Origin of the sequence: Amycolatopsis sp. DSM 110486 (assembly GCF_019468465.1) — a bacterium.
Taxonomy (GTDB): Bacteria; Actinomycetota; Actinomycetes; order Mycobacteriales; family Pseudonocardiaceae; genus Amycolatopsis.
Genome location: NZ_CP080519.1, coordinates 10747015 through 10770440, shown reverse-complemented (window position 1 = coordinate 10770440; position 23426 = coordinate 10747015). Strand labels below are relative to the sequence as shown.

Below are 23426 nucleotides of genomic sequence, written 5' to 3'. Positions count from 1 at the left end.
GACACCCATGTCTGCCACCGAAAACCCCGCCGTCCCCGACGACCTGCTCGAGCCGTCGGCGAGCGCCGACCCCTACCCCGTCCTCCGCGAGCTGCGCGCCGCGGACCCGGTGCACTGGAGCGAGAAGCACCGCGCGTGGCTGCTCACGCGCTACGAAGACGTCTCGGCGGCGTTCCAGAACAAGGCGTTCTCGAGCGACCGCGTCCGGCCGCTGCTCGCCGCGCGCGCCGAGCGGCCCGACCAGCCGGAGGCGACGACCGCGGTGCTCGCGCTGATGGCGAGCTGGATGGTCGTGTCCGACCCGCCGGCGCACACCCGGCTGCGCAAGCTCGCCGCGGGAGCGTTCAAGGGCCAGGGGATCGCGCGGATGGACGGCATGATCACCCGGATCGTCGACGAGCACATCGACGGCTTCCTCCGCGGCTCCGGCCCGCAGGACCTGATCGAGCACATCGCGTATCCCTTGCCCACCACCGTGATCGCCACGATGCTCGGCGCGGCGCCCGAGGACCGCGATCGCTTCCGCGAGTGGTCCGACGAGCTCGCGCTGGTCGCGTTCGGCGCCGGCGGCACCGCGCGGGCCGAACGGCACGAACGGGCGTTGCGCGGCCTGCGGGAGATGGACTCCTACGTCCGCGAGCTCATCGCGAAGCGCCGCACCGACCCGGGCGAGGACATGCTGTCCGCGCTCATGGCGCACGACGGCGACGCCGACCACCTCTCCGACGACGAGCTCGTGGCCATGTGCGCCCTGCTGCTGTTCGCCGGCCACGAAACCACGACCAACTCCATCGCCAACTCCTTGCTGGCCCTGCTGCGACGGCCGGACCAGCTCGACCGGCTGCGCCAGGATCCGGCGCTGATCGGTCCCGCGGTCGAGGAGCTGCTGCGGTTCGACGGGCCGATCAAGGTCCTGATCCGCTGGGTCGTCGCGGAGACCGAGGTCGGGGGACGGACGATCGCGCCCGGCGAACGCGTGCACCTCGTGCTGGCCGCCGCCAACCGCGACCCGGCGAAGTTCACCGACCCCGACGCGCTGGACCTCGGCCGCGCCCCCAACCCGCACCTGGCGTTCGGCAAAGGCATCCACGCCTGCATCGGCGCGCAGCTCGCGCGGATGGAGACGCGGATCGCGGTGGGCCGGATCCTCGCCCGCATGCCCGAACTCGCGCTCGCCCGCGATCCACAGTGGAAGGCGAGCCTGGCGTCGCGGGCCATGGAGACGCTCCCCGTCACGCACGGCGCCGGGAGGATCTCGTGAAGATCGGCCAGGTGCCCGACGTCTGCCAGGGCCACGCGCAGTGCTACATCATCGACCCGGAGCTGTTCCCCCTCAACGACGACGGCTTCTCCGGTGTCGCCGCGGAACAGGAGGTGCCGCCGGGGGAGGAGGACACCGCCGAGATGGGCGTCGAGGCGTGCCCGGTCGCGGCGCTGCGGATCCTGCCGTGAGCGCGCTGGACGTCCTGTTCACGCCGGTGCGGGTAGGCCGGCTGACGTTCGGCAACCGGCTCGTGATGGCACCCATGGGCACGTGCCTGGACCAGGGCGGCTACATCACCGACGACACCGTGGCCTACTACCGGCGCCGCGCCGAGGGTGGCGTCGGCGCGATCACCGTCGAGGGCTGCCTGGTTTCCGCGGACACGGTCGGGCCAGAGCCGCGCCTGTGCGCGCCGCAGTTCGTGCCGGGGTTGCGGCGGATCGTCGAGGCGGTGCGCCCGCACGGATCCGTGGTGGGCGTGCAGCTCATGCACCCGGGCCGCCAGGTGGTCGCCGGCCCGTCCGTGGCGCCGTCGCCGGTCGCGCTGAACTCGGCCGCGCCCACCCCGCACGAGCTGACCGCGCCCGAGATCGAGCGGATCGTCGCCGACTACGCGCAGGCGGCCCGGTTCGCGGCCGAGGCGGGGTTCGACTACCTGGAGGTGCACGGTGCGCACGGGTACCTGCCCTCGAACTTCCTGTCGCCCCGGCACAACCTGCGCACCGACGGCTACGGCGGGAGCCTCGAAAACCGTGCCCGGTTCTCGCTCGAAGTGGCGCGCGCGATCGTCGCGGCCGTGGACCTCCCGCTCGTCTGGCGGCTCAACGGGACCGACGCCGAGCCTGGCGGGTTCGACCTGGACTCGGCCGTCGCGGTGGCGAAAATGCTGGAGGCCGCGGGCGTCGCGTCGATCTCCGTGTCCTCGGGCACCTGGCTGACCCTGCACGAGACGCTGGCGCCGATGGCGGTGCGGCGCGGCCACATGCGCCCGCTCGTCCAGGCCGTGCGCCAGGCCGTGTCGGTACCGGTGATGGCCGTCGGCCGGCTGGACGACCCGGCGCTGGCCGCCGAGATCGTGGCTTCCGGCGACGCGGACCTGGTGCTGCTCGGCCGCGGATTGATCGCCGAACCGGACTGGCCGGACCTCGTGCGCGCAGGCCGGCTGGGCGAGGTGCGTCCGTGCATCGCGTGCAACGCGTGCGTGGACCTGGTCGGCCGCGGCGAGCGGGCGCGATGCTCGGTGAACCCGGAGGTGGGCCGCGAGCTCACGTGGTCCGTCGAGCCCGCCGCGGCACCGCGAAACGTGATGGTGGTCGGCTCCGGGCCGTCGGGGCTGGAGGCCGCGCGGATCGCCCGGCTGCGCGGGCACCGCGTGTCCGTGTGGGAGGCCGACGACGCGCTCGGCGGCAAGCTGTCCGTGGCGGGGGCGGCGCCGAGCAAGCGGGAAGTGTTGCGGTTCCGGGATTTCCAGGCTCGCCGGCTGGTCGAGCTGGGGGTCGAGATCCGCACGTCGGCACGAGTCTCCGCGGGGACGGTGGCCGAGGAGCGGCCGGACGTCGTGGTCGTCGCGACAGGCGCGGTTCCGTTGGTGCCGCCCGTGCCCGGCATCGACGGGCCGGACGTGTACGACGCGCAACGGCTGCTACGCGGGGAGATCGAGGTGGTGCCAGGGACCCGGCTGGTGGTCGTCGGCGGCAGCGCCACCGGGTGCGAGACCGCGGAGCTGATGCGGGCCCGGGGCGCCGAGGTGACGATCGTCGAGATGCGCGGGAGCATCGGCCGCGGCATCGAGGCGATCACGCGGCGGCAGCTGGTGAAACAGCTGCGCCACGACGGTGTCCGTGTCCTCACCAAGGCCGTGGTCGTCGGGATCGAGCCGGGCTCCGTGCGCTGGCGCCCGGCCGCCGAGGACACAGTCGACACCGCGGCCGACGAGATCGTCGAGGCCGATCTCGTCGCGCTGGCCATCGGCTGGCGCGCGACCGGCCCGCAGGTCGCCGCGGAGCTCGCGGCCGACGGCGTCGACGTCCGCATCCTCGGTGACGCCGAAACCCCGGCGGATTTCGTGCGCGCGATCAACGCCGGCGCGGACACGGGGCTCGCCGTCTGAGTGCCGGTCGCTCGCCGACGGTAGCGTGATCGCCACCCGCCGGGACCACGGCCGGTGGTTGACTAATCGGTCGTTTGGTAGATTGATGGTTTCGAAAGGTCCGCTCGTGCCCAGTGCGCCCGGCGGCGAAGCTCACGAATGAGGGTGGTCCGGGTGCGGCAGCCGGCGGGCAGGGCGGAGCGACGCGGCGGTGGTTCGCGCAAACCCCGTGAGGAACGGTGGGCGGAGCTGTTCGCCGTCGCCACCGAGGTCTTCTACGAAAAGGGCTACGAAGGCGCTTCGCTGCAGCACATCGCCGACCGGCTCGGGCTGCTCAAGGGGAGTCTCTACTACTACATCCACTCGAAGGAAGACCTGCTCTTCGAGGTCATGAGCGAGGTCCACCGCCAGGGCCTCGCCAACATCGTCGAACTGGCGAGCCGGCCGGGTGACCCGTTGCAGCGCCTGCGCAACGTGGTGATCGGGCACGTCGACCACATGTGCAGCAACCTCACGGGGACCACCGTGTTCCTGCACGAGATGGCGGCGCTGCCGGAGGAACGGCAGGCCGAGATCCTCGGCGGCGAGCACGCGTACCGCTCGGTGTTCCTCGGCCTGGTCCAGAAGGGCAAGGCCGAAGGCCTGGTGCGCGCGGACATCGACCCCAAGCTGGCGAGCCTGTCGATCCTCGGGTCGGTGAACTGGGTGTACCGCTGGTTCCGGCCCGGGGGAGAGTTCACGCCGAAGCAGATCGGCGAGCACTTCGCCGACCTGATCGTCCACAGTCTCGCGGCTGACGGCGTGCTGCCGTCCGAAAAGCCCGCCAAACCCAAGCGGGGCAAGGAAACCACGGCGTCGGAAAGCTGACTCGCCGCGAGCCGGGTGGTCCCGGCCCGCAGCGGTGAGTGTCAGGCGTCGAGGAATTTCCGCAGCGCGGCGTCGAACCGCTCGGGCTGCTCCAGGAACGGGCAGTGCGCGGCCTTCTCGATGATCTCCAGCCGGGATCCGGCGATGTGCTCGTGCAGGTAAGGCGCGTTGCCCGCCGGCACCGCGACGTCGTCCGCGCCCGTGATGACCAGCGTCGGGACCTTGATGAGCTCCAGCACGTCGCGGTAGTCCTGGATGATGAAGTCCCACGACGCCAGCGCCATCGCCGCCTGATCGCAGCGGCGCATCTCGGCCAGCGTGGCTTCACGGTCCTCAGGCGAAAGCGGGGCGGCGAAGAACGCCGGCAGCAGGCTTTCCGCCGCGGCGCCGAAGTCGCTGCCGACCAGCCCGACCCAGCCCAGCAGGCCTTCGAGGTCCGCGAAGCCCAGGTCCCAGCCCTCGGACTTCAGCAGCTTCGGGCTCGCGCCGACCAGCGTCAGCGTGCGCAGGCGATCCGTCCCGAACAGCTCGACGTACTGCAGAGCCGTGGACCCGCCGCCGGACCAGGCCACCAGGTGCACCGGCTCGTCGCCCGTCCACGCCACGACCTCGGCGAGATCCGCCGCGAGCCGTGCGGTCCGCTGACCGCGGGTGGTCTTGTCCGACTCGCCCTGCCCGCGCGGGTCGTAGGACACGACCCGGAACGAGGCGGTGAGCGTCTCGAACTGCTTGCGGAACCACCACGTGGAGACGCCCCAGCCGGGCAGGAGCAGCAGGATGGGGCCGGCTCCTTCGTCCCGGACGTGCAGCCGGGTGCCGTCGCGCATCGTCAGGTCGGGCATCGTTGCCTCACTCGAATCTACCGGTCGTTTGGTGGCCGAGCTTAGCAGTGGCCCGGGCCACATCCAAGACGGACGCGGCGCCCGCTCGGGTCAAAAGCCCAGCGAGCGGCCGATGATCTCTTTCATGACTTCGGTGGTGCCCGCGTAGATGGTCTGGATCCGGCTGTCGGTCCAGGCCCGGGCGATGGGGTACTCGGCCATGTAGCCGTAGCCGCCGTGTAGCTGCACCCCGCGGTCGACGACCCGCTGGCACAGCTCGGTGGTCCACCACTTCGCCTGCGCCGCCTCGACGGCGTCCAGCTCGCCGCGGCTGTGGGCGAGCAGCAGCCGGTCGACGTAGGACTGCGCGATCTCGGTCTCGGTTTTCATCTCGGCCAGCACGAACCGGTTGTGCTGGAACGAACCGATGGGGCTGCCGAACGCCTCGCGGCTCTTCGCGTACTCCACGCACAGCTCGTAGGCCCGGCGCGCCTGCGCGGTGGCCTGCACGGCGACGGCGAGGCGCTCCTGGCTGAGGTGGTTCATCATCAGGTAAAAGCCGCGGCCCTCGTCTCCGAGGAGGTTGGCCGCCGGCACGCGGACGTCGTCGAAGAACAGCTCGGCGGTGTCGGCGGCGTGCTGCCCGACCTTGGCCAGCTTCGCGCCGCGGCGGAACCCCGCGCGGTCGGCCTCGACGACCAGCAGCGAGATGCCCTTGCGGCCCGCCGCGGGGTCGGTTTTCACCGCGGTGATGACGAGGTCGGCGTTGAGGGCGTTGGTGATGAAGGTCTTGGTGCCGTTGACGACGTAGTGCTCGCCGTCGCGCACGGCTCGCGTGGTGATCGCCGCGACGTCGGAACCCGCGCCGGGTTCGGTCATCGCCAGCGCGAGGATGGTCTCGCCGGCGACCACGCCGGGCAGCCAGCGGGCGGCCTGGTCCGCCGCGCAGTGGTCCACGAGGTAGGGCAACGCGATGTCCGCCTGCAGCGACAACCCGAGCCCCGCGCCCAACACGTCCGCGGCGGCCAGTTCCTCGTTGAGGATGGCGTTGAAGCGGAAGTCCGCACTGCCGCCTCCGCCGTGCTCCTCGGGTGCGGAGATGCCGAGCAGCCCGACTTTCCCGGCGGCGCGGAACAGCTCGCGGTCGACGCGGCCGGCGGCTTCCCAGCGTTCACGGTGCGGAACCACCTCGGTCGCCACGAACCGCCGGACGCTGTCCCGGTACGCCTCGTGTTCGGCGTCGTACACCGCGCGCTGCACCGCCCCACCCCGCTTCTGTCGGCTGGGGCGAAACTACCTGACGTCTGTTTGGTGAGTAAAGGCGACGACTGGTGCGTGCCGGCGGGGACGAGCGGGGTAGGCGGGCCGGTGTTCCCACAACGAGAGCCCGCTTACCCCGCGCGCCTTCCGCCGCGAACTCGCCGAAGGTGCCCGAGCGCACCCGCGGCGGGGGACCCGCGGTGGCTCGCCGTCCGCGTCCGCGGCGCCCGGGGGAAAGCGGCGCGGACGCGGACGGGGGTCACTTCGTGGCGATCTTCTGCCCGACCAGGATCAGGTCGGCATCGGGGACGTACGCCGAGTTCAGCTGCTGCAGGTGCTGCCAGCCACCGGCGATGCCGGTGCGCGCGGCGATGCCCGACAGGGTGTCGCCCGCGACGACGGTGTAGTCGCCGTTGGGGTTCGACCGCGTCGCGCCGGCCGCGGGCGTGCTCTTGACCTGCGGTTTCGCCTGCTGCTTGACCTGCGGCTTCGCCTTGGCCTTGAGCTGGGTCTTCGCCTGGGGCTTGGCCGCCTTGGCCTTGCTGCGGCCGGTGGCGGCGCCACTGTCGGCGGACCCGGTGCTCAGCTGGCCCGAGAACGAGCCGAAGCCGGCCGGGCCGGAGCCGGTGCTGCACTCCCACGGCGCCGAACCCGACCTGGCGTAGATCCGGTCCGCGACGACCTGCTGCTGGGCGGGGGAGGCCTTGTCCGCGGTCGGGGCGAACTGGCCGCCACCGTTGGCGAGCCAGGTTCCGGTCACGATCTGGAACAGACCGGCCGGGCGTCCGGCGCGCTGGCCGGCCGCGGTGTTGTTGACCGCGGTCGGGTTGCCGGAGCTCTCGCACTTGACCAGTCCGGCCTGCCCGGGGAAGGCGTTGGCCGTGCCGGCGCTGACGAGGCCGATGCCGCCGAGCGCGGCGCTCGCGAGAGCCGCGGTCGCGCCGGTGCGTTTCAGGACGGTTTTGGTGTGGCTGGGTTTGCTGTGTCGCCCCACGGGGGTGGGCTCCTTCGTTTTCACACCGCGCACCCGGCTCCGCGGCCAGGGGAGGGCCACGTCTGCCGGAGTCTCGCGGTGGCTTCCGGCCGCTGATCCTCGGGGGTGGATCGCAGGTCACCGCGAAAGCACGAGAAGGTTAAGAACAAGCAACGACATGTGTACAGACTCCGTGGGAAGCGACACAGATCATCAACGCGCGTAGTGGCGGGGCAACAATGTGTCATGTCAGATGGTGGCCAGTTGGTGAGTAGATCTTGGCTTTGCCCCAACGAAATCTGCTCGACGAGTTGCCTGTTCGACGCGGAACCGGTCTCGGAGAAAACTTTCCCACTTCGCACACAGTTCGCCAATCGGCACTAGTTTTCGACTCCGATGCGCTCGGGTGTCTCGGTTCGGCGGAACGCAGGCGGGCGTGGTGGATCTTGCGCCATGCTGATCACATGGAGTTCTCCGAGGTTCTGCGCCACCGCCGGATGGTCCGGGCCTACCGGCCCGAACCCGTGCCCGAAGACGTCCTGCGCCGCGTGGTGCGGGTGGTCCGCCGCGCGCCGAGTGCGGGTTTCAGCCAGGGGCACCGGCTCGCGGTGATCACGGCGCCCGACGTCCGCGCCCGCATCGCCGAGATCGCCGAGAAGCCGTACCTCGACCTCGGCCTCCCGGCGTGGATCTCCGAGGCGCCCGTGCACATCGCGGTCGGGATCCGGGAGGCGTCCTACCACGAGCGCTACCAGGAAGCCGACAAAACCGACGACGACGGCGCGGAAGGGGAGTGGACCGTCCCGTACTGGTGGTTCGACAGCGGCGCGCTGCTGTCGCTGCTGCAGCTCGCCGCCACCGACGAGGGCCTCGCCACGGGCTTCTTCGGCCCCGGCGAGCGGGCCCAGTTCGAGGCGGTCCACGCCCTCACCGGCTTCCCCGAAGACGTGTCGCTGACGGGCGTCCTGACGCTCGGCTACTCGGCCGAAGACCCGGGCGCGCCGCCGAGCGGCAGTGCGGGAAAGCGTCAGAAGCTGTCGCTGGACCAGCTGATCACCTGGCAGAGCTGAGCCGTCAGATCAAGTTCAGGCCACCGTCGACGGTCAGCACGGCGCCGGTCGTGTACGGGCTGTTCAGCAGGCTCAGCACGGCGGCCGCCGCGTCTTCGGGCGCGCCCAGTCGGCTCAGTGGCGCCCGCTCGCCGACGGTGTCGCGCAGGTCCGTCCAGTCGTGGGTGAGCGGGGTGTCGATGTAGCCGGGGGCGATCGCGTTGACGCGGATCTCGGGCGCCAGCGCGACCGCGAGCAGCTTGGTCAGGTGGATCAGCCCGGCTTTGCTGACCGCGTACGGGATCGAACTGCCGCTCACGGTGAGCCCGGCCACCGACGCCACGTTGACGATCGCGCCGCGCGTCGCTCGCAACGCGGGCGCCGCGGCGCGCGAAAGGTGCCAGGGACCGAGCAGGTTGACGCCGAGGACCTGGTCCCACCATTCGTCCGGCACGGCGTCGAGGTCCCGGTGCGGGATCTGCCGCGCGATGCCGGCGTTGTTCACGACCACGTCGAGCCGGCCCCACCGCTCGACGGCAGCGGCCACCAGCTTCGGCGCCACCCCGGGGTCAGAGATGTCGCCGTCCACGTACACGGCGTCCGGAAGCTCCGCGACGAGCGCGTCGCCCGCCTCGGGTTTGCCGAAATCGTGCACCACGACGCGGTGCCCCTGCCTGGCCAGCGCGCGGCACACGGCGGCGCCGATGCCCCCGGCCGCGCCGGTCACCAGCGCCACCGGGCTCTTCGTCGTCACGTGACGGCTCCCTTCGTTCTCGCCCCCTTGTAATGCGCCGACTGTTGACTGACTCGGTCAGTCAATCAATACTGGGCCCGTGCGAGGGAGAGTGCCGGCGCGGCCGGTGGGGGAGATCGCCGAGGCTGCGGCCCGGGTGTTCATGGCCAAGGGCTACCAGGCGGCCGGCGTGTCCGACGTATCCGCGGCCCTCGGGCTGAGCCACGGCGCGGTCTACACCTATGCCAAGAGCAAGGAAGCGTTGCTGTACCTGGCTTTGCTGCGCCTGATCCGGCCGGACGCGGTGGACACGCTGGCCACTCCGGTGCCCACGCCGACGCCGGAGGAGATCGTGGCGCTGATCGACGGCTGGGCCGCCGACGACAGCGGCCTCCCCGCGCTGGCCGCGTCCGCCGGCCGGAGGCAGCGACCCGTTGCCGACGAGCTCGGCGCGATCGTCGACGAGCTCTACGGCTTCATCGAACGCAACCGCCACCTGCTCGCCCTCGTCGAACGATGCGCGGCCGACCTGCCCGAGCTCGCGCAGTACTACTTCGTGCAGCGGCGCCGCGGCATGCTCGACACCCTCGCCGACTACCTCACCCGGCGGATCCGCTCCGGCGCGCTGGGCGCCGTCCCCGACGTGCCGGCCGCGGCGCGCTTCATCGTCGAGACCATCGCGTGGTTCGCCTGGCACCGCCTCGGCGACCCCGACTCCGCCCGCCTCGACGACGACGCCTGCCGGGCCACGGTCCGCCATCTGGTGCTGGCCGCGTTCGTACCCCGTCCCTCGTCCTGACGTGAAGGTCGAGATGTCCTTCGCGACAAGCGAAAGTCCGCGAGGGACAGACCGGCCGTCCATGCCTGCAGTGTTCGTGCCCCGTCCCCGTCCTGACCGGAAGGCGAGAAGCCATGCATGACACGGGAAAGATCGAAACCGACAGGCCGGTCGCCCGAGCCGAGCGGCTGGCGTGGCGCCCGGTACTGGCGGTGGTCGCCGTGGCCGGAGTCGTGCACCTGGCGGTGGCGGCGCGCTTCGGCTGGCACCGCGACGAGTTCTACTACGTGGTCTCCGGCCGGCACCTCGCTTGGGGCTACCCCGACCAACCGCCGCTGACGCCGTTGCTGGCGCGGCTGGCCGCCGACCTGCCGGGTGGTGTCCTGCCCCTGCGGCTGCTCGCGATCGCCGCGCAGCTGGGCTGTGTCCTGCTGGCCGCCAAGCTCGCGGCGGAGTTCGGCGGCCGCTCTCGTGCTCAGACCATCACGGCCGCGGCGATCGCGGCGTGTCCCGTGTTCGTCGCCGGCTCGATGTTGTTCGGCACGACGGTCACGGACCAGCTGGCCTGGGCCGCGGTGTTCGTCGCGGTGGCGAGGGCGCTGCGGTCGGGCACCGTCCGCGCGTGGCTCCTGGCCGGCGCGGTGACCGGGATCGGGCTGGAGAACAAGTACACCGTCGGAGTGCTGCTGCTCGGTGTTGTCGTGGGGTTGGCCCTGTTCCGGCGCACTGTGCTGCGGACACCCGGGCCGTGGCTGGCCGGTGCGCTGGCCGCGGTGCTGGTCGCGCCCAACGTGGTGTGGAACGCGCAGCACAGCTGGGCGCAGTTCCGCATGGCCGGCGTGCTCTCGGCCGAGCAGGGCGGGCCGCTCGGGGCGCTGCCGAACGTGCCGCTGCTGCTGCTGGTGCTCGCCGGCCCGCCGCTGATCGCCCTGTGGATCTTCGGGGTGCGGTGGCTGGCCGGGAACCGTGATCACCGGTGGGTGCTCGTCGTCGCGGTGACCGCCGTGGTCGTCTTCACCGCGGGCGGCGGCAAGAGCTACTACGCGGCGCCGGCCTTGATCGGCCTGTTCGCCGCGGGTGGGGTGTGGGCCGAAACCCGGTACGCGGTCACCCCACGGCGATGGCGGATCGCGATCGTGCTCTCGGGGGTGTTCGCGGTGCTGATCGGACTGCCCGTGTTGCCGGTGAGTGCGGAACGCGTGTTCGCCTCGGTCAACCCGCAGCTGGTGGAGACTTACGGCTGGCCCGATGTCGTTCGCCAGGTCACGGCCGTGGCCGACACCCTGCCGCCCGGCTCCAGCGTTTTCACCAGCAACTACGGCGAAGCCGGCGCCCTGACCCTCCTCGGCCCCGACGCGGGCCTGCAGCTGCCGGTTTCCAGCGCCCACAACGGTTACCTCCTGTGGGGCTCGCCCGCAGGCACCCCGGACACCGTGCTGTGCGTGGGGGAGTGGGGCCCGGACTACCTGCGCCGCTTCTGGTCCGACGTCCGCGAGATCGCGCCCATCACCACCCCCGGCGGCGTCGCGAACGAAGAAACCACGAACCACGCGGCGATCTACCTGTGCCGCCAACCCCATGGCACCTGGGCGCAGCTGTGGCCGGGACTCAGCCATCTCGACTGAGCGCCTCAGCGGCCGCAGCTGGGCGCGCAGGCCGGGTGACGCACGAGCCTCTCTCCGGGGTGGGGCTGATCGCCGTTAAAACGACAGTGGTGTAGAAATACTACATCGTTGTCGAAGATCTGGGCTTCCGGGGAAGGCGGTCTGCTGCATGAATCCGTTGAGCGCGACGTCGTGGCTCTCGAGCCTCGGCGCAGCGGGGGTGTTCCTCGCGCTGTTCGCCGAAACCGGTTTGCTGGTCGGGTTCTTCCTGCCCGGTGACTCGTTGCTGTTCACCGCGGGGCTGTTCTGCACCACCAGCGCCACGGCGACCGTCCACCTGTCTTTGCCGCTGGTGCTGGTGGCCGCGGTCGCCGGTGCGCTGCTGGGGGCGCAGACCGGGTTCGTGCTGGGCCGGCGCGGGGGCCGGGCGTTGCTGGCGCGGACGGGCAACGCGCATCTGCATCGGGGGATGAGCCGGGCCGAGGAGTTGTTCACGCGTTACGGCCATGCGAAGGCGATCGTCCTGGCCCGGTTCATCCCGGTCGTGCGGACTGTGCTGAACCCGCTCGCGGGCGTTCTCGACGTGCCCGCGCGGACGTTCACGCTGTGGCAGGTCCTGGGCGGGCTGTTGTGGTCGGTCGGGGTCACGGTCGCCGGGTATCTTCTCGGGGCGAGCGTCCCAGGGATCGACCAGTACCTGCTGCCGATCATCGCGCTCGTGGTGATCGTTTCGCTGATCCCGCTGGCGCTCGAGGTTCTCCGGAGCCGCAAGCAGCGCCGCGACGCCGGGTCCTGATGTTCTCGTCGCACGACAAAGGAAAAACGAAGTGAGCGCGATCGACCTCGGCCAGTCCGTGATCCTCGGGATCGTGGAAGGCCTGACCGAATTCCTGCCCGTGTCCTCCACGGGCCACCTCAAGATCGCCGAAGGACTGCTCGGCATCCCCGTCGACGAGCAGTCCGTGGTCGGGTTCACCGCAGTGATCCAGGTCGGTGCCATCGCCGCGGTGCTGGTGTATTTCTTCCGCGACATCGTGCGGTTCGCCGCCGCGTGGGGTCGCGGGCTGGTCAACTCGCGGGCGCGCCAGGAGCACGACTACAAGTTCGCCTGGTGGGTCATCCTCGCCACGATCCCGATCGTCGTCGCCGGCCTGCTGTTCCAGTCGCTGGTGAAGGGGCCGCTCGCGTCGTTGTGGGTCGTCGCGATCTCGCTCATCGCGGGCAGCGGGATCATGTGGGCGGCGGACCGGTTCGGGACGGGCAAACGCGGTGAGGCCGAGTCCACGTTCGCCGACGCGATGCTGGTCGGCTCGTCGCAGATCCTCGCGCTGCTGTTCCCCGGGTTTTCCCGTTCCGGCGCGACGATCTCGACCGGTCTGCTGCGGGGCCTGGACCGGGTCGCGGCCACGCGGTTGTCGTTTTTCCTGTCGATCCCGGCGCTGACCGGCGCCGGGCTCTACGAGCTGAAGGACGCGCTCGGCGGCGGCCTGGACGTGCTGCCGCTCGTGGTCGGGACGGTCGTGTCGTTCGTCGTGGCCTACGCCACGATCGCGTGGCTGCTGAAGTTCGTCGCGGCGCACACGTTCACGGCGTTCGTGATCTACCGGCTCGTGGTGGGGGTCGCGCTGCTGGCCGCGCTGACCTCGGGCGTGCTGTCGGCCTGAGCCGCGCCGGGCCGGCGTGGGGGTCAGGAAGCGCGGATCCGGCGGGCCGGAGTGTGTCGGCGGCGGCCCAAGCCGAACGTCTCGGCGTACAGCGCCAGCAGTTGTTCCGTGGCCGTGTCCCACCCGGACCCGGCGGCGTGGCGGCGTGCCTCGGCGCGGTGGTCGGCGCTCAGCAGCGCGCGGGCGTGGGCGGGCAGGTCGGCCGGCCGGTCGACGGGGAAGAACTCGGCGGCCGTGGTGCCGGAGAGCGTCGAGCGCGCTGCGGGGCTTTCGGCGGCGAGCACAGGCAGGCCGCTGGCGAGGGCCTCCAGCAGCACGAGGCCGAGAGTGTCCGTTGTGGACGGGAAGACGAACAGGTCCGCCGTGCGGTAGGCCTCGGCGAGCGCGTCTCCGTGGAGCATGCCGGTGAAGACCGTGCCCGCCGGCAGCGTGCGTTCGAGGTGGGCGCGGGCCGGGCCGTCGCCGACGAGCACCAGGCGGAAGCCCTCGGCCAGTGGCGCGAGCCGGTGCAGGCCCTTCTCCGAGGCCAGCCTGCCGACGTAGAGCGCGACCGGGCGCCCGTCGGTGTGCCGGCTCGACGCGGGGCGGAAGCGCTCGAGGTCGACGCCGCGCGGCCACAGGTGGACCCGCTCGATGCCGTGGCGCGCCAGGTCTTCGACCGACGCGCTCGACGTCGCGAGGTTGAGGTGCGCGCGCCGGTGTAGGGCTCGAAGCAGTGTCCAGATCAGCGGCACGGCTGCGCCGAGCCGGTAGTGACGCGCGTAGCTGGCGACGTCCGTGTGGTACGAAGCGACGATCCGCCGGTCCTGTTTCCGCGCGGCGAGTAGCCCCGCGACGCCGAGCAGCACCGGGTTGACCAGGTGCACCACGTCGGGGTCGAACTCGCGCAGGTGGTCGGCGACGCGGGGGAGCGGCAGGCCCCATCGTTTGCCGCCGTAGAGGAACTTCGCACCGACGGTCGGGACGGTGCGAACCCGCGCGCCGGCGAGGCCGCTCGGGCCGCCGGCTTCCGGGGCGATCATCAGCACGTCGTGGCCCCGCGCGTGCAGTTCGCGCACGGTGGCGACGAGCCTGGTCACGATCCCGTCGGTGGACGGCAGCCACGTCTCGGTCACGAACGCGATGCGCACCGCGTCACCGGGTCCGTCGCCCGGCAGCCCGCGACGCGCCCACGAGCGCCGCGATCACCAGCAGCAGAGCGAGACTCACGGGGCCGGTGCCCGCTCCGACGCCGCCTCGCTCAGGCCCGACGCCGAGCCAGTCGGCGAACGAGGCGCCCAGCGGCCGGGTCAGGACGTAGGCGGCCCAGAACGTCGCGACGGACCCGAGGCCCGCGAACCGCCGGGCCAGTGGCGGGACGGTGATGACGACCGCGAACACCAGTCCCGAGCCGAGGTAGCCGAGGTGCAGGGTCGTGGCGGTGAGGTCGCCGAGCGCGGTGCCGAGCGCGAAGGTCGTGCCGACGGCGAGCCAGTAGCACGCCTCGCGCCGCGGCGTGGTGATGTCGTGAATGGACAGAGTGTGTTCGAAGCGGTGCCACAGCAGGAAAACGATGGCAAGCGCGACCGCGAACACGCCCGCCGACACCGCGTAGGGCACGCCGAAGCCGACGTGGGCGGCGTCGGCGGCCATCGTGCCGAACACGCTCACCAGCACCACGGTCATCCAGTACAGCCACGGGCGGTACGCGCGGGACCGGAACTGCGCGGTGAGCGCGCCGGCGAGCACGAGGCCCGCCCCGGCCACCGCGATCACGGGATCCACGGTGTGGGCGAAGAAATCACTTGTCGTCTCGCCGACGCCGGTCGTGAGCACTTTGATCACCCAGAACAGGGCGGTGACTTCCGGGACCTTGCTCGCGGTGCGGTGCCCGGCACGAGGACCGCCGCCGCTCAGTTCCGCTGTCGTCATGGGGAAATCCTCCCAGGTGCCGAGTTTCTTCCCGACACCGGAATGATTGTTCCTTCGATGTTCTTGATGATTGTTTTGCCGGTTTACCGCTTGCGGAAAAATTGCTTCCGGAAAACCTTCCGCTAACCTTCAGGACGGTATCTTGTCGCCGGTTTTCGCTGCTGTATCCGGAAAGTCATTTCACGCTTTGTTCTCTCCGGCGTTTCCTGGAGTCCTCTTCCGGGGCTTGGAATACCCCGGGCGCCGCAGCCGGCGGGCGCCGGATGACAGGAGGAAGATCCGTGTCGCGTACCCCTTTGTTCGCTCTTCTCGCCGCAGCGGGATTGTTCGCCACGGCATTGCCGGCCGCCGCGGCGCAGCCCGAGCAGCGGCACGTGCTGCTCGTCTCGGTCGACGGCATGCACCAGTCGGACCTCGCCTGGTACACCGCGGCCCACCCGCACTCGGCGCTCGCGAGCCTGGTGGCGCACGGCACGCAGTACACGCACGCGAACACGCCCGTGCCCTCGGACTCGTTCCCCGGCCTCGTCGCCCAGGTCACCGGCGGCAACCCCGCGACGACCGGCGTGTACTACGACGCCACCTACAACCGGGCGCTGCTGCCCGCGGGCACCACGAACTGCGCCGGCGTGAAGCCGGGCGCGGTCGTGGACTACACCGAGGATCTCGACCGCGACAAGAGTTCCGTCGACGCCGGACAGGGTCTCGCCGGTCTGCCCGACAGCGTGCTGAAGATGACCGGGAACCCGCGCACGCTCATCGACCCGGCGAAGCTGCCGGTCGACCCGCGCACGTGCGAACCCGTTTACCCGCACCAGTACCTTCAGGTGAACACGGTCTTCGAGGTGGCTCGCCAGGCCGGGTTGCGCACCGCGTGGTCGGACAAGCACCCCGCTTACGAACTGCTGAACGGACCGTCCGGCACCGGCGTGCAGGACCTGTTCACGCCGGAGATCAACAGCCAGGTGCCCGGCGGCGGGTCCGGAGCGGACTGGACCACGGACAACGCCGCGACCCAGCGCTACGACTCGTACAAGGCCCGTGCGGTGCTCAACGAGATCGACGGCTACGACCACAGCGGCACCGCGAAGGTCGGCACGCCGGCGGTGTTCGGGCTGAACTTCCAGTCGGTGTCGACCGCGCAGAAGCTCCCCGTCTCCGGCGGTCAGGCCGGTGGGTACCTGGCGGGCGGCGCGCCCGGCCCGGTCGTGCGCTCGGCGCTGGACTTCGTGGACCGACAGCTCGGTGCTTTCACGGCGGAACTCGAGCGTCGCCACCTCGACCGCAGCACGACCATCGTGTTGTCCGCCAAGCACGGTCAGTCGCCGATCGACCCGAACGCGCTGACCCGCATCGACGACGGCGCCCTGCTCGACGGTCTCAACGCGGCGTGGCGCGCGGCCCACCCGGGCGCGGCCGACCTCGTGGCCCAGTCGACCGACGACGACGCGCTGCTGTTGTGGCTCACCGACCGCTCGGCCGCGGCCACGACGTTCGCGAAGAACTACCTCCTCGCGCGGTCCGGCACCGGCAACGGGGTCACCGGCGCGCCGAAGCCGTTCGTCCACTCCGGACTGACGACCGCCCACGCGGGAGCCGACGCCGCCCGCTACTTCGGCGTGCGCCCCGGCGACGACCGGGTGCCCGACCTCGTCGGCCTCACCGTGCCCGGTGTGGTGTTCACCGGCGGGCAGTCGAAGATCGCCGAACACGGCGGCGCCGCCGCCGACGATCGGTCCGTTCCCCTGGTCGTCGGCGGCACCGGCCGCGGGCTGAGCGTCGGCGCCGCGGTGGAGACCACGCAGATCGCGCCGACGATCCTGCGGCTGCTGCGCCTCGACCCGCGGTCGCTCGCGGCGGTGCGCGCGGAAGGCACCCGCGTGCTGCCGGAACTCGGCCGGTAGTGGGGCCGGCGCCCGCACCGCTCGTGCGGGCGCCGGAGACTGGACGAAACAGGCTCGGGCGCACCCGGAAGCCTCGAATGACTACATGAATGTAGATTTACTACATGCCTGTAGAAATTTACGAAGGCGATCGAGTGGTGATCGTGTCCGCGCGGGTCGGCGCCGGGCACGACGGTGCGGCGCGGGAGCTCGCCCGATGGCTGGCCGAGCGGGGAGTGCGCGCCGACCGCGTCGACTTCCTCGACCTGCTGCCGGGCCGGCTCGGGCAGACGCTGTGCGGTGCCTACCACCGGCAGCTGCAGGTCGCCCCGCGCAGCTGGGACTGGCTGCTGGGGGCGCTCGGTTCACCGGCGCTCGCGGCGACTGCCCGGCGGCTCGCGGCACTTGCGTCCGCCGGACTGGCCGAGGTGGTGGGCGACGACGCCCGGCTGGTAGTGTCGACCTACCCGCTCGCGACGCACGCGGCGGCGCACCTGCGGGCGCGCGGACGGCTCGCGCCGGGGCTGGTGGCGTACCTGACGGATCCCTCGGTGCACCGGCTGTGCGTGAGCGCGCAGGCCGACCTGACGGTGGCACCCAATGAGACCGCGGCACGGCAGGCGCGAGCCTGGGGCGCGGGCCGCGTGCTGGTCGCGCCGCCACTGGTCGCGCCCGCGTTCCGGCCGGTCGCCGGCACGGCCGAGCGGACGCGGCTGCGGTTCGCGTACGGCCTGCCCGCGGATCGCGCGCTGGCCCTGGTCGTCTCCGGGTCCTGGGGCGTCGGCGAGGTCGAGCGGACGGTGGCCGATCTGCGCGCCGACGGCTCGGCCGAGCCCGTGGTCGTCTGCGGCCGCAACGACGCGTTGCGCGAACGCCTGCGCAGCGCCGGCCTCCGGCACGTGTTCGGCTGGGTGGACACGATGGCCGACCTGATGCGCGCGTGCGACGTCGTGGTCCAGAACGCGGGCGGGCTCACGACTTCCGAAGCCCTTGCGACGGGGCTGCCGGTGCTGACCTACCGCTGCCTGCCTGGCCACGGCCGCGCCAACGCCGCTGTGCTGGACCAGGAGGGCACGGTGCCGTGGGTGCGGACGCCGGACGCGCTCGGCCCGGCCGTGCGTGCCGCGCTGGCCGGGGAAACCGTGCCGGCCATGCCGGTCGAGGTGGCCGGGTGATCCGCGCGGCGGCTCTGGCCGCGCTCGCCGGCCACGCCGCTCCGGCCGCGTTGTTCTTGCCGGCCCTGCGCTCCGCCGCGCTGGCGGGAGTGGGCAACCCCGGCCATGTCGCGCTTACGTTCGACGACGGGCCGCATCCCCGCTCGACGCCGCGTTTCCTTGCGCTGCTGGCGAAAACCGGGACGCGAGCGACGTTTTTCGTGCTCGGCCGTGAGCTCGCCCGTTGCCCGGAGCTCGGGCGCGAGATCGTCGCTGCCGGGCACGAGGTCGCGGTGCACGGCTGGAACCACCGCTGTTTCCTGCGCCGTTCGCCCTCGGGCCTGCACGACGACCTCGCGCGCACGGCCGAGCTGATCACCGACGTCGCCGGCGTCCGGCCGCGGTGGCTGCGGGCGCCCTACGGGGTGTTTTCGACGAGCTCCCTGATCACCGCGCGAAAGCTGGGCCTGCGGCCCGTGCTGTGGACGACCTGGGGGTTCGACTGGTCCGCCCGCGCGACCCCGGCGTCGGTGGCCGCGACAGTCCACAAGGGACTTCGCCCCGGTGGCACGATCCTGTTGCACGACTCCGACGTCGCTTCCTCGACCGTCGGTTCGTGGCGCTCAGCGCTCGGCGCACTCCCGGCGATCCTGGCCGGCTGCGCGGACCGCGGCCTCGCGGTGGGGCCGCTGTGCGACCACGGAGCCGGAAACGCACGAGGCCAGCTGGGCGGCCTCGATGTCGGCGTGCAACGCGATCGCGGCCTGCGCGCCGGCGCCGGCGGACCAGCCGCAGCAGCCGAGCACCACGGCAACCGCGAAGGCGGTCAGCACGCCGCGACGGCGCGGCGGTGACACGGGGGCGTCGAGCAGTGCGCGTACCCGCTGCGGCACCGGGCCGCCGCCGGCGGCGAGCGCGTACGAGCCGTGCCCGCGGTCCGCCAGCGCGGCCTTGGCCACCGCCGTCGCGACCACGCGCCGGTCGCCGACGCCGGACGCGGCGGCTTCGTCGGCCCAGCGTTCCATCGCGAACCGGGCCGCCGCCGTCAGCGGGCGAACGAGCGGGTTCAGCGCCGTGGCGAGAACGCCGACCGCGGCATAGCTCGGATGACGCAACCGCAGGTGCGCCCGCTCGTGCTGCAGGAGGGCGGCCCGCTCACCGGGTTCGAGCGCGGCGAGCATCCCCGTGGACACGGCGATGCGGCCGCCGCGCCCGGCGATGGCGAACGCCACGGGCTCCGCTCCCGGCAGGACCACCACGCCGCCTTCGCGGGAATGCTCGTCCAGCTCCGCGTGCACCCGCCGGTACCAACGCCAGTGGCGGTGGCACGCGTGCACAGCCGAGAGCGCCGCGGCGATCAGAAGCGCGCAGCAGACGATCGCCACCGGGATCGGCATGCCGGCGGTGAACGTCGCGGGAGTGAAGTGCCCGAGCTCGGCGACCACGGGCACCAGCGACAGCCCGGCGAGAGCACCCACGGCCAAAGCCCCGCCGCTGCCCGCCGCGAACACCAGTGCCAGGAACGTCAGCAGCCGCGTCGCGGCCCGCGGTGACAGCCGCGGCGCGAGCCAGCGGGCCACCGGCCACGACGCTGCCGGCAGGACGAGCGGAACGAGCAGGCCGGCGCCCACGGTCTCACTCGCCTTTTCGGTCGTGCTGAAGGAGGTTGAGCAGCGCCTGCTCGTCGTCGGCCGACAGGTTCGACACGAACCGGGCCAGCACGCTCTCGCGGTTGGCCTCTCCGTCGAGTACCGCGCGCATCCGCCGCGCCGCCAGGCCCGGGGCGTCTTCCGCCGGGCTGTAGACGAACATGCGGCCCCGCTTCTCCCGCGTGACGACGTCTTTCTCGTAGAGGCGGGACAGGATCGTCACCACGGTGGTGTAGGCGAGCGTGTCGTCGCCGAGCCGTTGCCGCACGTCCGCCGCGGAGGCCGCGCCGTGCTGCCAGAGCACGGCCAGCACTTCGGCCTCGAGCTCACCAGGTCCCCTGCGCATGGCCTGAATCTACACTGGTGTCGTAGTTCACGGTGCCGTCGGCGGCCGGAACCGGAGCGACGTGGCGAAGAAGTCACGCTGGTCGGCCTGCAGGTAACGGGTGAGGTTGCCGGGCATCGTCGGCAGGAGCTTGTCCGGCGCAAGGCCCGGCGCGTCGGGGCGGTAGCTGGTGAAGGTGACCATCGGGGAGTGGATGTCGAGCTCCATGCCCTGCTGGATGCCGGCTTGGACCATGGCGTCGGCGAGGGTGTGCAGGGTGAGCCCGGTGCCGCCGACGTAGAGGAGGTTGCCGGCGCGGTCGGTGCCGAGGCCCGAGCGCCACGTGTACTGGAACTGGTTCGACGCGCTGCCCCAATGGCCGGCCGGGTTGAGGTCGAGGCCGGGCACGGGGGCGCCGTGGTCGATCACGACGTCGAGGTTCTGGCGCACAGCGGTGAGGTGCGGGTTCATGGTGGCGTCACGGCCCCATTGGGCGACGGAGACGCGTCCGGTGTCGTCGATCACGACCGATGCCATGCCGTCGTGCAGGGGCGCGACGGTGGTGCCGTCGAGGTAGTAGCCGCCGTTGCAGTCCTTCAGCTTGAAACCGGAGTTGAACGCGGCGACGAGGGTGCCGCGCAGTTCGGCGGGAATCGCGGCCGGGCCGGGACCGCCGGGGTCTTTCGTGCCGGAGAACAATTGTGTGCGCACCAGTGACTGGTTCAGCCAAGCGACTCCGGCGACGACACTCGCGTGGGCGGGATCGGGCTGGAGGAACGTCGTGTATTCGGCTACCTGGCCGCCGCTGCGCGCGCCCGGGAGCCATTCGCCCGCGCCGGCGGCCGCGCCCGGACCGACGGGCAGGTTTCGCGGGCGTGGACCCGCCCCGCCGGCCGCGATACCTCCCGTGGAGGGCAGGTCGCGGGGCGGCGGCGGTGCGCTCGAGGGCGGGTGCCGCGTGAACCACCAGTTCTCGACGGCGTTGACCACACCGCCGAGACCGAGGTCACGCAGCCAATCCACGGTCCGGACGGCGACGCTCGCGTCGCCGGGATAGGTGAGCGCGTAGCCGTAGGTGCCGGCGGGGTAGGCCAGCAGGGCCGCGATCACCAGGAGCGCGAGCCGGCGCCGACGGCGCTTCGGCCGTGGGCCCAGGGGTGCCTGCGGGGACGGAACCGGGCGCGGGAAGGGCTGATCAGCGGACATGTCCGCAAGCTATTCCGGGCCTGGTGCACGCCCGGAAAGCCGCGGGTTAGCGACCGGGAAAAACGCATTCGACGGTGAACGGGAACGCATTTCACCCGGGCCGGAGGTAAGAAATGGTTCCAGTCAGGTTAGCGGAAGGCAAAATGATCGCCGCCCGCACCGAAACCCGTAAACGCGGATATTCTCGGCGCATGGCCCGAGTTCTCCTCGTCGAAGACGACCGCACCATCGGTGAGGTCCTGCACGCGAGCCTGGCCCAGCACGGGCACGAAGTCGCGTGGCACACCCACGGGCGCACCGCCCTGCACGACGCCGCGAATCAGCCGTGCGACCTGGTGCTGCTCGACCTCGGCCTGCCCGACCTCGACGGCACCGAGGTCTGCCGCGAGCTGCGCGGCGCGCTGCCCGCCTGCGTGATCGTGATGCTCACCGCGCGCGCCGACGAGATGGACGTGGTCGTCGGCCTCGAAGCGGGCGCCGACGACTACCTGGTCAAGCCCGTGCCGCTCGGCGAGCTGCACGCCCGCCTTCGGGCGCACCTGCGCCGCCATTCGACCGACCGGAGCCAGGGCGAGATCACCCTCGGCCGGCTGCGGATCGACCCGGCGGCGCGGCGGGTCACTGTGGACGGCACCGAGTTTCCTTTGCGGGCCAAGGAGTTCGAGCTTCTGCTGCGGCTGGCACAGGAACCGGGCAACGCCGTGAGCCGGGAAACGCTGATGGCCGACGTCTGGGACGCGCACTGGTTCGGCTCGACCAAAACGCTCGACGTCCACATCGCCACGCTGCGGCGCAAACTCGCCGAGGCCGGCGGTGTGGGCCCGATGCCGGAGATCGCCACGCTGCGCCGGCACGGCTACCGGCTCGAGGAACCGGAAGGGTGAGCCCGTGCGCCGCCGCATCGTCCTGACGACGGTGCTCGCCGCGTTGGTCGCGATCGGGCTGTTCGGCGTCCCGCTCGCCGTCGCCGTGGCGCGCTACTTCGTCACGGCCGAGCGTGCCGAGCTCGAACGCGCCGCCGACGCCTACGCGCTCGACGTCTCGGGCGACCTCCTGCGCCACCGCACGCCGGATCGCACTCCTGAGACCGAAGATCCCACCTCCGTCGCGGTCTACAGCCCCCAAGGCGCGTTGCTCGCCGGCGTCGGCCCGCCCGCGCTCGCCCCGGCCGGGGAAACGGACGGCGTCGTCACCGCGGACACCGACGACGACCTCGTGGTGATCGTCCCGCTCGACGACGACGGAACGGTCGTCGCGCAGGTCCGCGCGGCCACCTCGCGCACCGAGGTCTACTGGCACACCGGCCTGACCTGGCTCGGCATGGCCGGCCTGGCCGTCGTCGCGTTGCTGTCGGCGTACCTGGTGGCCCGCAGCCAGGCGCGTCGGCTGGCCCGCCCGCTCGAACAGCTGTCGGCGACCGCGCGCGACCTCGGCGACGGCGACTTCAGCATCCGCGCGGGCCGGGCCGGGATTCCCGAGATCGACTCGGTGGGCGAGTCCCTCGACTCCACCGCCGTGCGGCTCGACGACCTGCTCGCCCGTGAACGTGCCTTCTCCGCCGACGCGTCGCACCAGCTGCGCACCCCGCTCGCCGGCCTTCGCCTGCAGCTGGAGGCCGCGCTGGAGAACCCTCGCGCGAACCTGCGCGACGTGGTCGAGGCCGGCGTCGCGACGACCGGGCGGCTCGACCGGACCGTCACCGACCTGCTCGCCCTCGCCCGCGACACTCCGCCGGTGCGCGACGCCACCGCTGCGGCCGACGAGCTCGCCGCCCTCGAGCTGGAGTGGGCGCCCGCGCTGGCCGGGCCCGGACGCGAGCTCGTGCTGGCCGTGGAACCCGTCGTCGCGGGCGCGCGGCTGTCCGGTCCGGTGCTGCGGCAGATCATGACCGTGCTCTTGGACAACGCGCTGCGCCACGGCGCCGGCACCGTCACGATCACCGCCCGCGACGCCGGCGGAGTGCTCGCGGTCGACGTCGCCGACGAAGGCGACGGGATCACCCCGGGCACGGACGTGTTCCACCGCCGCTCACCCGGCGCCCGCGGCACCGGGATCGGCCTCGCCCTCGCGCGCCGCCTGGCCGAGGCCGAAGGCGGGCGGCTGCGCCTGACGCGCCCGCGGCCGGCCCTCTTCACCCTGCTGTTGCCGCTGGAGCCCTGACCCGAGGTGCGTCTCGGGGCGACCGTGGGGCCGGTG

22 protein-coding genes and 1 pseudogene are annotated in these 23426 nt (G+C 72.0%); 14 read left to right on the top strand and 9 right to left on the bottom strand.

Going from position 1 to position 23426, the window contains the following annotated elements:
• The first annotated feature begins 7 nt into the window (after window positions 1-7).
• The 4 genes from K1T34_RS51845 to K1T34_RS51830 all read left to right on the top strand — a co-directional run bounded on the left by K1T34_RS51845 (window position 8) and on the right by K1T34_RS51830 (window position 4220).
• On the top strand, window positions 8-1261 hold the full coding sequence (locus tag K1T34_RS51845) for a cytochrome P450 (RefSeq protein ID WP_220242097.1): 1254 nt from the start codon (window positions 8-10) through the stop codon (window positions 1259-1261).
• On the top strand, window positions 1258-1452 hold the full coding sequence (locus K1T34_RS51840; protein WP_220242096.1) for a ferredoxin: 195 nt from the start codon (window positions 1258-1260) through the stop codon (window positions 1450-1452). Before K1T34_RS51845 ends, K1T34_RS51840 begins: the two co-directional genes overlap by 4 nt.
• Entirely contained in the window at window positions 1449-3374 is a 1926-nt protein-coding gene (locus tag K1T34_RS51835) for an FAD-dependent oxidoreductase (RefSeq protein ID WP_220242095.1), read from the top strand. Before K1T34_RS51840 ends, K1T34_RS51835 begins: the two co-directional genes overlap by 4 nt.
• Before the next feature lie 153 nt (window positions 3375-3527).
• Window positions 3528-4220 (top strand): TetR/AcrR family transcriptional regulator, encoded by a 693-nt coding sequence (locus tag K1T34_RS51830; RefSeq protein ID WP_220242094.1) that lies wholly within the window; start codon window positions 3528-3530, stop codon window positions 4218-4220.
• A gap of 41 nt (window positions 4221-4261) precedes the next feature.
• Here the strand turns inward: K1T34_RS51830 and K1T34_RS51825 are convergent, their stop codons facing one another.
• The 3 genes from K1T34_RS51825 to K1T34_RS51815 form a co-directional block, all read right to left on the bottom strand.
• Window positions 4262-5062: an alpha/beta fold hydrolase gene (locus K1T34_RS51825; RefSeq protein WP_220242093.1), complete on the bottom strand. Its 801-nt coding sequence runs from the start codon at window positions 5060-5062 to the stop codon at window positions 4262-4264.
• Between the two features lie 90 nt (window positions 5063-5152).
• Complete coding sequence (locus tag K1T34_RS51820; protein WP_220242092.1) at window positions 5153-6301, bottom strand: acyl-CoA dehydrogenase family protein; 1149 nt, start codon at window positions 6299-6301, stop codon at window positions 5153-5155.
• 259 nt (window positions 6302-6560) lie between these two features.
• On the bottom strand, window positions 6561-7295 hold the full coding sequence (locus K1T34_RS51815; RefSeq protein WP_220242091.1) for a transglycosylase family protein: 735 nt from the start codon (window positions 7293-7295) through the stop codon (window positions 6561-6563).
• A 443-nt stretch (window positions 7296-7738) separates the two neighbouring features.
• Here K1T34_RS51815 and K1T34_RS51810 point away from each other — a divergent pair, with 443 nt between their 5' ends.
• A complete protein-coding gene (locus K1T34_RS51810; protein ID WP_220242090.1) occupies window positions 7739-8344 on the top strand; it encodes a nitroreductase family protein in 606 nt (201 codons plus the stop codon).
• Between the two features lie 4 nt (window positions 8345-8348).
• On the opposite strand, the gene K1T34_RS51805 is transcribed toward K1T34_RS51810, so the two are convergent.
• Window positions 8349-9077 (bottom strand): SDR family NAD(P)-dependent oxidoreductase, encoded by a 729-nt coding sequence (locus K1T34_RS51805; RefSeq protein ID WP_255638184.1) that lies wholly within the window; start codon window positions 9075-9077, stop codon window positions 8349-8351.
• 79 nt (window positions 9078-9156) lie between these two features.
• Here K1T34_RS51805 and K1T34_RS51800 point away from each other — a divergent pair, with 79 nt between their 5' ends.
• The 4 genes from K1T34_RS51800 (at window position 9157) to K1T34_RS51785 (ending at window position 13102) form a co-directional block, all read left to right on the top strand.
• Window positions 9157-9855 carry a TetR/AcrR family transcriptional regulator gene (locus K1T34_RS51800; protein WP_220242089.1) on the top strand — a complete coding sequence of 233 codons (699 nt, stop codon included), beginning with the start codon at window positions 9157-9159 and terminating at the stop codon, window positions 9853-9855.
• 113 nt (window positions 9856-9968) lie between these two features.
• Window positions 9969-11459: a glycosyltransferase family 39 protein gene (locus tag K1T34_RS51795; protein WP_220242088.1), complete on the top strand. Its 1491-nt coding sequence runs from the start codon at window positions 9969-9971 to the stop codon at window positions 11457-11459.
• Between the two features lie 148 nt (window positions 11460-11607).
• Window positions 11608-12234 (top strand): DedA family protein, encoded by a 627-nt coding sequence (locus tag K1T34_RS51790; protein WP_220242087.1) that lies wholly within the window; start codon window positions 11608-11610, stop codon window positions 12232-12234.
• A gap of 31 nt (window positions 12235-12265) precedes the next feature.
• A complete protein-coding gene (locus K1T34_RS51785) occupies window positions 12266-13102 on the top strand; it encodes an undecaprenyl-diphosphate phosphatase (RefSeq protein WP_220242086.1) in 837 nt (278 codons plus the stop codon).
• Between the two features lie 23 nt (window positions 13103-13125).
• Here the strand turns inward: K1T34_RS51785 and K1T34_RS51780 are convergent, their stop codons facing one another.
• Together K1T34_RS51780 and K1T34_RS51775 are read right to left on the bottom strand one after the other, a co-directional pair.
• Complete coding sequence (locus K1T34_RS51780; protein WP_220242085.1) at window positions 13126-14232, bottom strand: glycosyltransferase family 1 protein; 1107 nt, start codon at window positions 14230-14232, stop codon at window positions 13126-13128.
• A gap of 4 nt (window positions 14233-14236) precedes the next feature.
• On the bottom strand, window positions 14237-15013 hold the full coding sequence (locus K1T34_RS51775; protein ID WP_220242084.1) for a hypothetical protein: 777 nt from the start codon (window positions 15011-15013) through the stop codon (window positions 14237-14239).
• 281 nt (window positions 15014-15294) lie between these two features.
• Between K1T34_RS51775 and K1T34_RS51770 the strand changes: the two genes are divergently transcribed.
• The 3 genes and pseudogenes from K1T34_RS51770 to K1T34_RS54415 form a co-directional block, all read left to right on the top strand.
• Window positions 15295-16917, top strand: a complete 1623-nt coding sequence (locus K1T34_RS51770; protein WP_370643594.1) for an alkaline phosphatase family protein — start codon at window positions 15295-15297, stop codon at window positions 16915-16917.
• Between the two features lie 104 nt (window positions 16918-17021).
• Complete coding sequence (locus K1T34_RS51765; protein WP_220242082.1) at window positions 17022-18071, top strand: glycosyltransferase; 1050 nt, start codon at window positions 17022-17024, stop codon at window positions 18069-18071.
• A pseudogene (locus K1T34_RS54415) lies at window positions 17978-18514 on the top strand (polysaccharide deacetylase family protein); the annotation flags it as partial. The gene K1T34_RS51765 and the pseudogene K1T34_RS54415, both read left to right, overlap by 94 nt.
• Before the next feature lie 159 nt (window positions 18515-18673).
• Here K1T34_RS54415 and K1T34_RS51760 read toward each other — a convergent pair.
• Genes K1T34_RS51760 through K1T34_RS51750 form a run of 3 tightly spaced genes read right to left on the bottom strand, consistent with a single transcriptional unit; the run spans window position 18674 to window position 21230 of the window.
• Window positions 18674-19681: a M56 family metallopeptidase gene (locus tag K1T34_RS51760; RefSeq protein WP_220242081.1), complete on the bottom strand. Its 1008-nt coding sequence runs from the start codon at window positions 19679-19681 to the stop codon at window positions 18674-18676.
• Window positions 19682-19685: 4 nt separating this feature from the next.
• Window positions 19686-20045, bottom strand: a complete 360-nt coding sequence (locus K1T34_RS51755) for a BlaI/MecI/CopY family transcriptional regulator (RefSeq protein ID WP_220242080.1) — start codon at window positions 20043-20045, stop codon at window positions 19686-19688.
• A gap of 27 nt (window positions 20046-20072) precedes the next feature.
• Window positions 20073-21230 (bottom strand): phosphodiester glycosidase family protein, encoded by a 1158-nt coding sequence (locus tag K1T34_RS51750; protein ID WP_220242079.1) that lies wholly within the window; start codon window positions 21228-21230, stop codon window positions 20073-20075.
• 191 nt (window positions 21231-21421) lie between these two features.
• Between K1T34_RS51750 and K1T34_RS51745 the strand changes: the two genes are divergently transcribed.
• Together K1T34_RS51745 and K1T34_RS51740 are read left to right on the top strand one after the other, a co-directional pair.
• Window positions 21422-22114 carry a response regulator transcription factor gene (locus K1T34_RS51745; protein ID WP_220242078.1) on the top strand — a complete coding sequence of 231 codons (693 nt, stop codon included), beginning with the start codon at window positions 21422-21424 and terminating at the stop codon, window positions 22112-22114.
• Window positions 22115-22118: 4 nt separating this feature from the next.
• A complete protein-coding gene (locus tag K1T34_RS51740) occupies window positions 22119-23390 on the top strand; it encodes a HAMP domain-containing sensor histidine kinase (protein ID WP_220242077.1) in 1272 nt (423 codons plus the stop codon).
• Window positions 23391-23426 lie beyond the last annotated feature (36 nt).

What these genes read in the sequence shown, in the direction of transcription:
- K1T34_RS51845 (WP_220242097.1), top strand. Translation starts at nt 8, where the DNA reads ATGTCTGCCACCGAAAACCCCGCCGTCCCCGACGACCTGCTCGAGCCG.
- K1T34_RS51825 (WP_220242093.1), bottom strand. Translation starts at nt 5,062, where the DNA reads ATGCCCGACCTGACGATGCGCGACGGCACCCGGCTGCACGTCCGGGAC.
- K1T34_RS51810 (WP_220242090.1), top strand. Translation starts at nt 7,739, where the DNA reads ATGGAGTTCTCCGAGGTTCTGCGCCACCGCCGGATGGTCCGGGCCTAC.
- K1T34_RS51795 (WP_220242088.1), top strand. Translation starts at nt 9,969, where the DNA reads ATGCATGACACGGGAAAGATCGAAACCGACAGGCCGGTCGCCCGAGCC.
- K1T34_RS51790 (WP_220242087.1), top strand. Translation starts at nt 11,608, where the DNA reads ATGAATCCGTTGAGCGCGACGTCGTGGCTCTCGAGCCTCGGCGCAGCG.
- K1T34_RS51775 (WP_220242084.1), bottom strand. Translation starts at nt 15,013, where the DNA reads ATGACGACAGCGGAACTGAGCGGCGGCGGTCCTCGTGCCGGGCACCGC.
- K1T34_RS51765 (WP_220242082.1), top strand. Translation starts at nt 17,022, where the DNA reads ATGCCTGTAGAAATTTACGAAGGCGATCGAGTGGTGATCGTGTCCGCG.
- K1T34_RS51755 (WP_220242080.1), bottom strand. Translation starts at nt 20,045, where the DNA reads ATGCGCAGGGGACCTGGTGAGCTCGAGGCCGAAGTGCTGGCCGTGCTC.
- K1T34_RS51750 (WP_220242079.1), bottom strand. Translation starts at nt 21,230, where the DNA reads ATGTCCGCTGATCAGCCCTTCCCGCGCCCGGTTCCGTCCCCGCAGGCA.
- K1T34_RS51745 (WP_220242078.1), top strand. Translation starts at nt 21,422, where the DNA reads ATGGCCCGAGTTCTCCTCGTCGAAGACGACCGCACCATCGGTGAGGTC.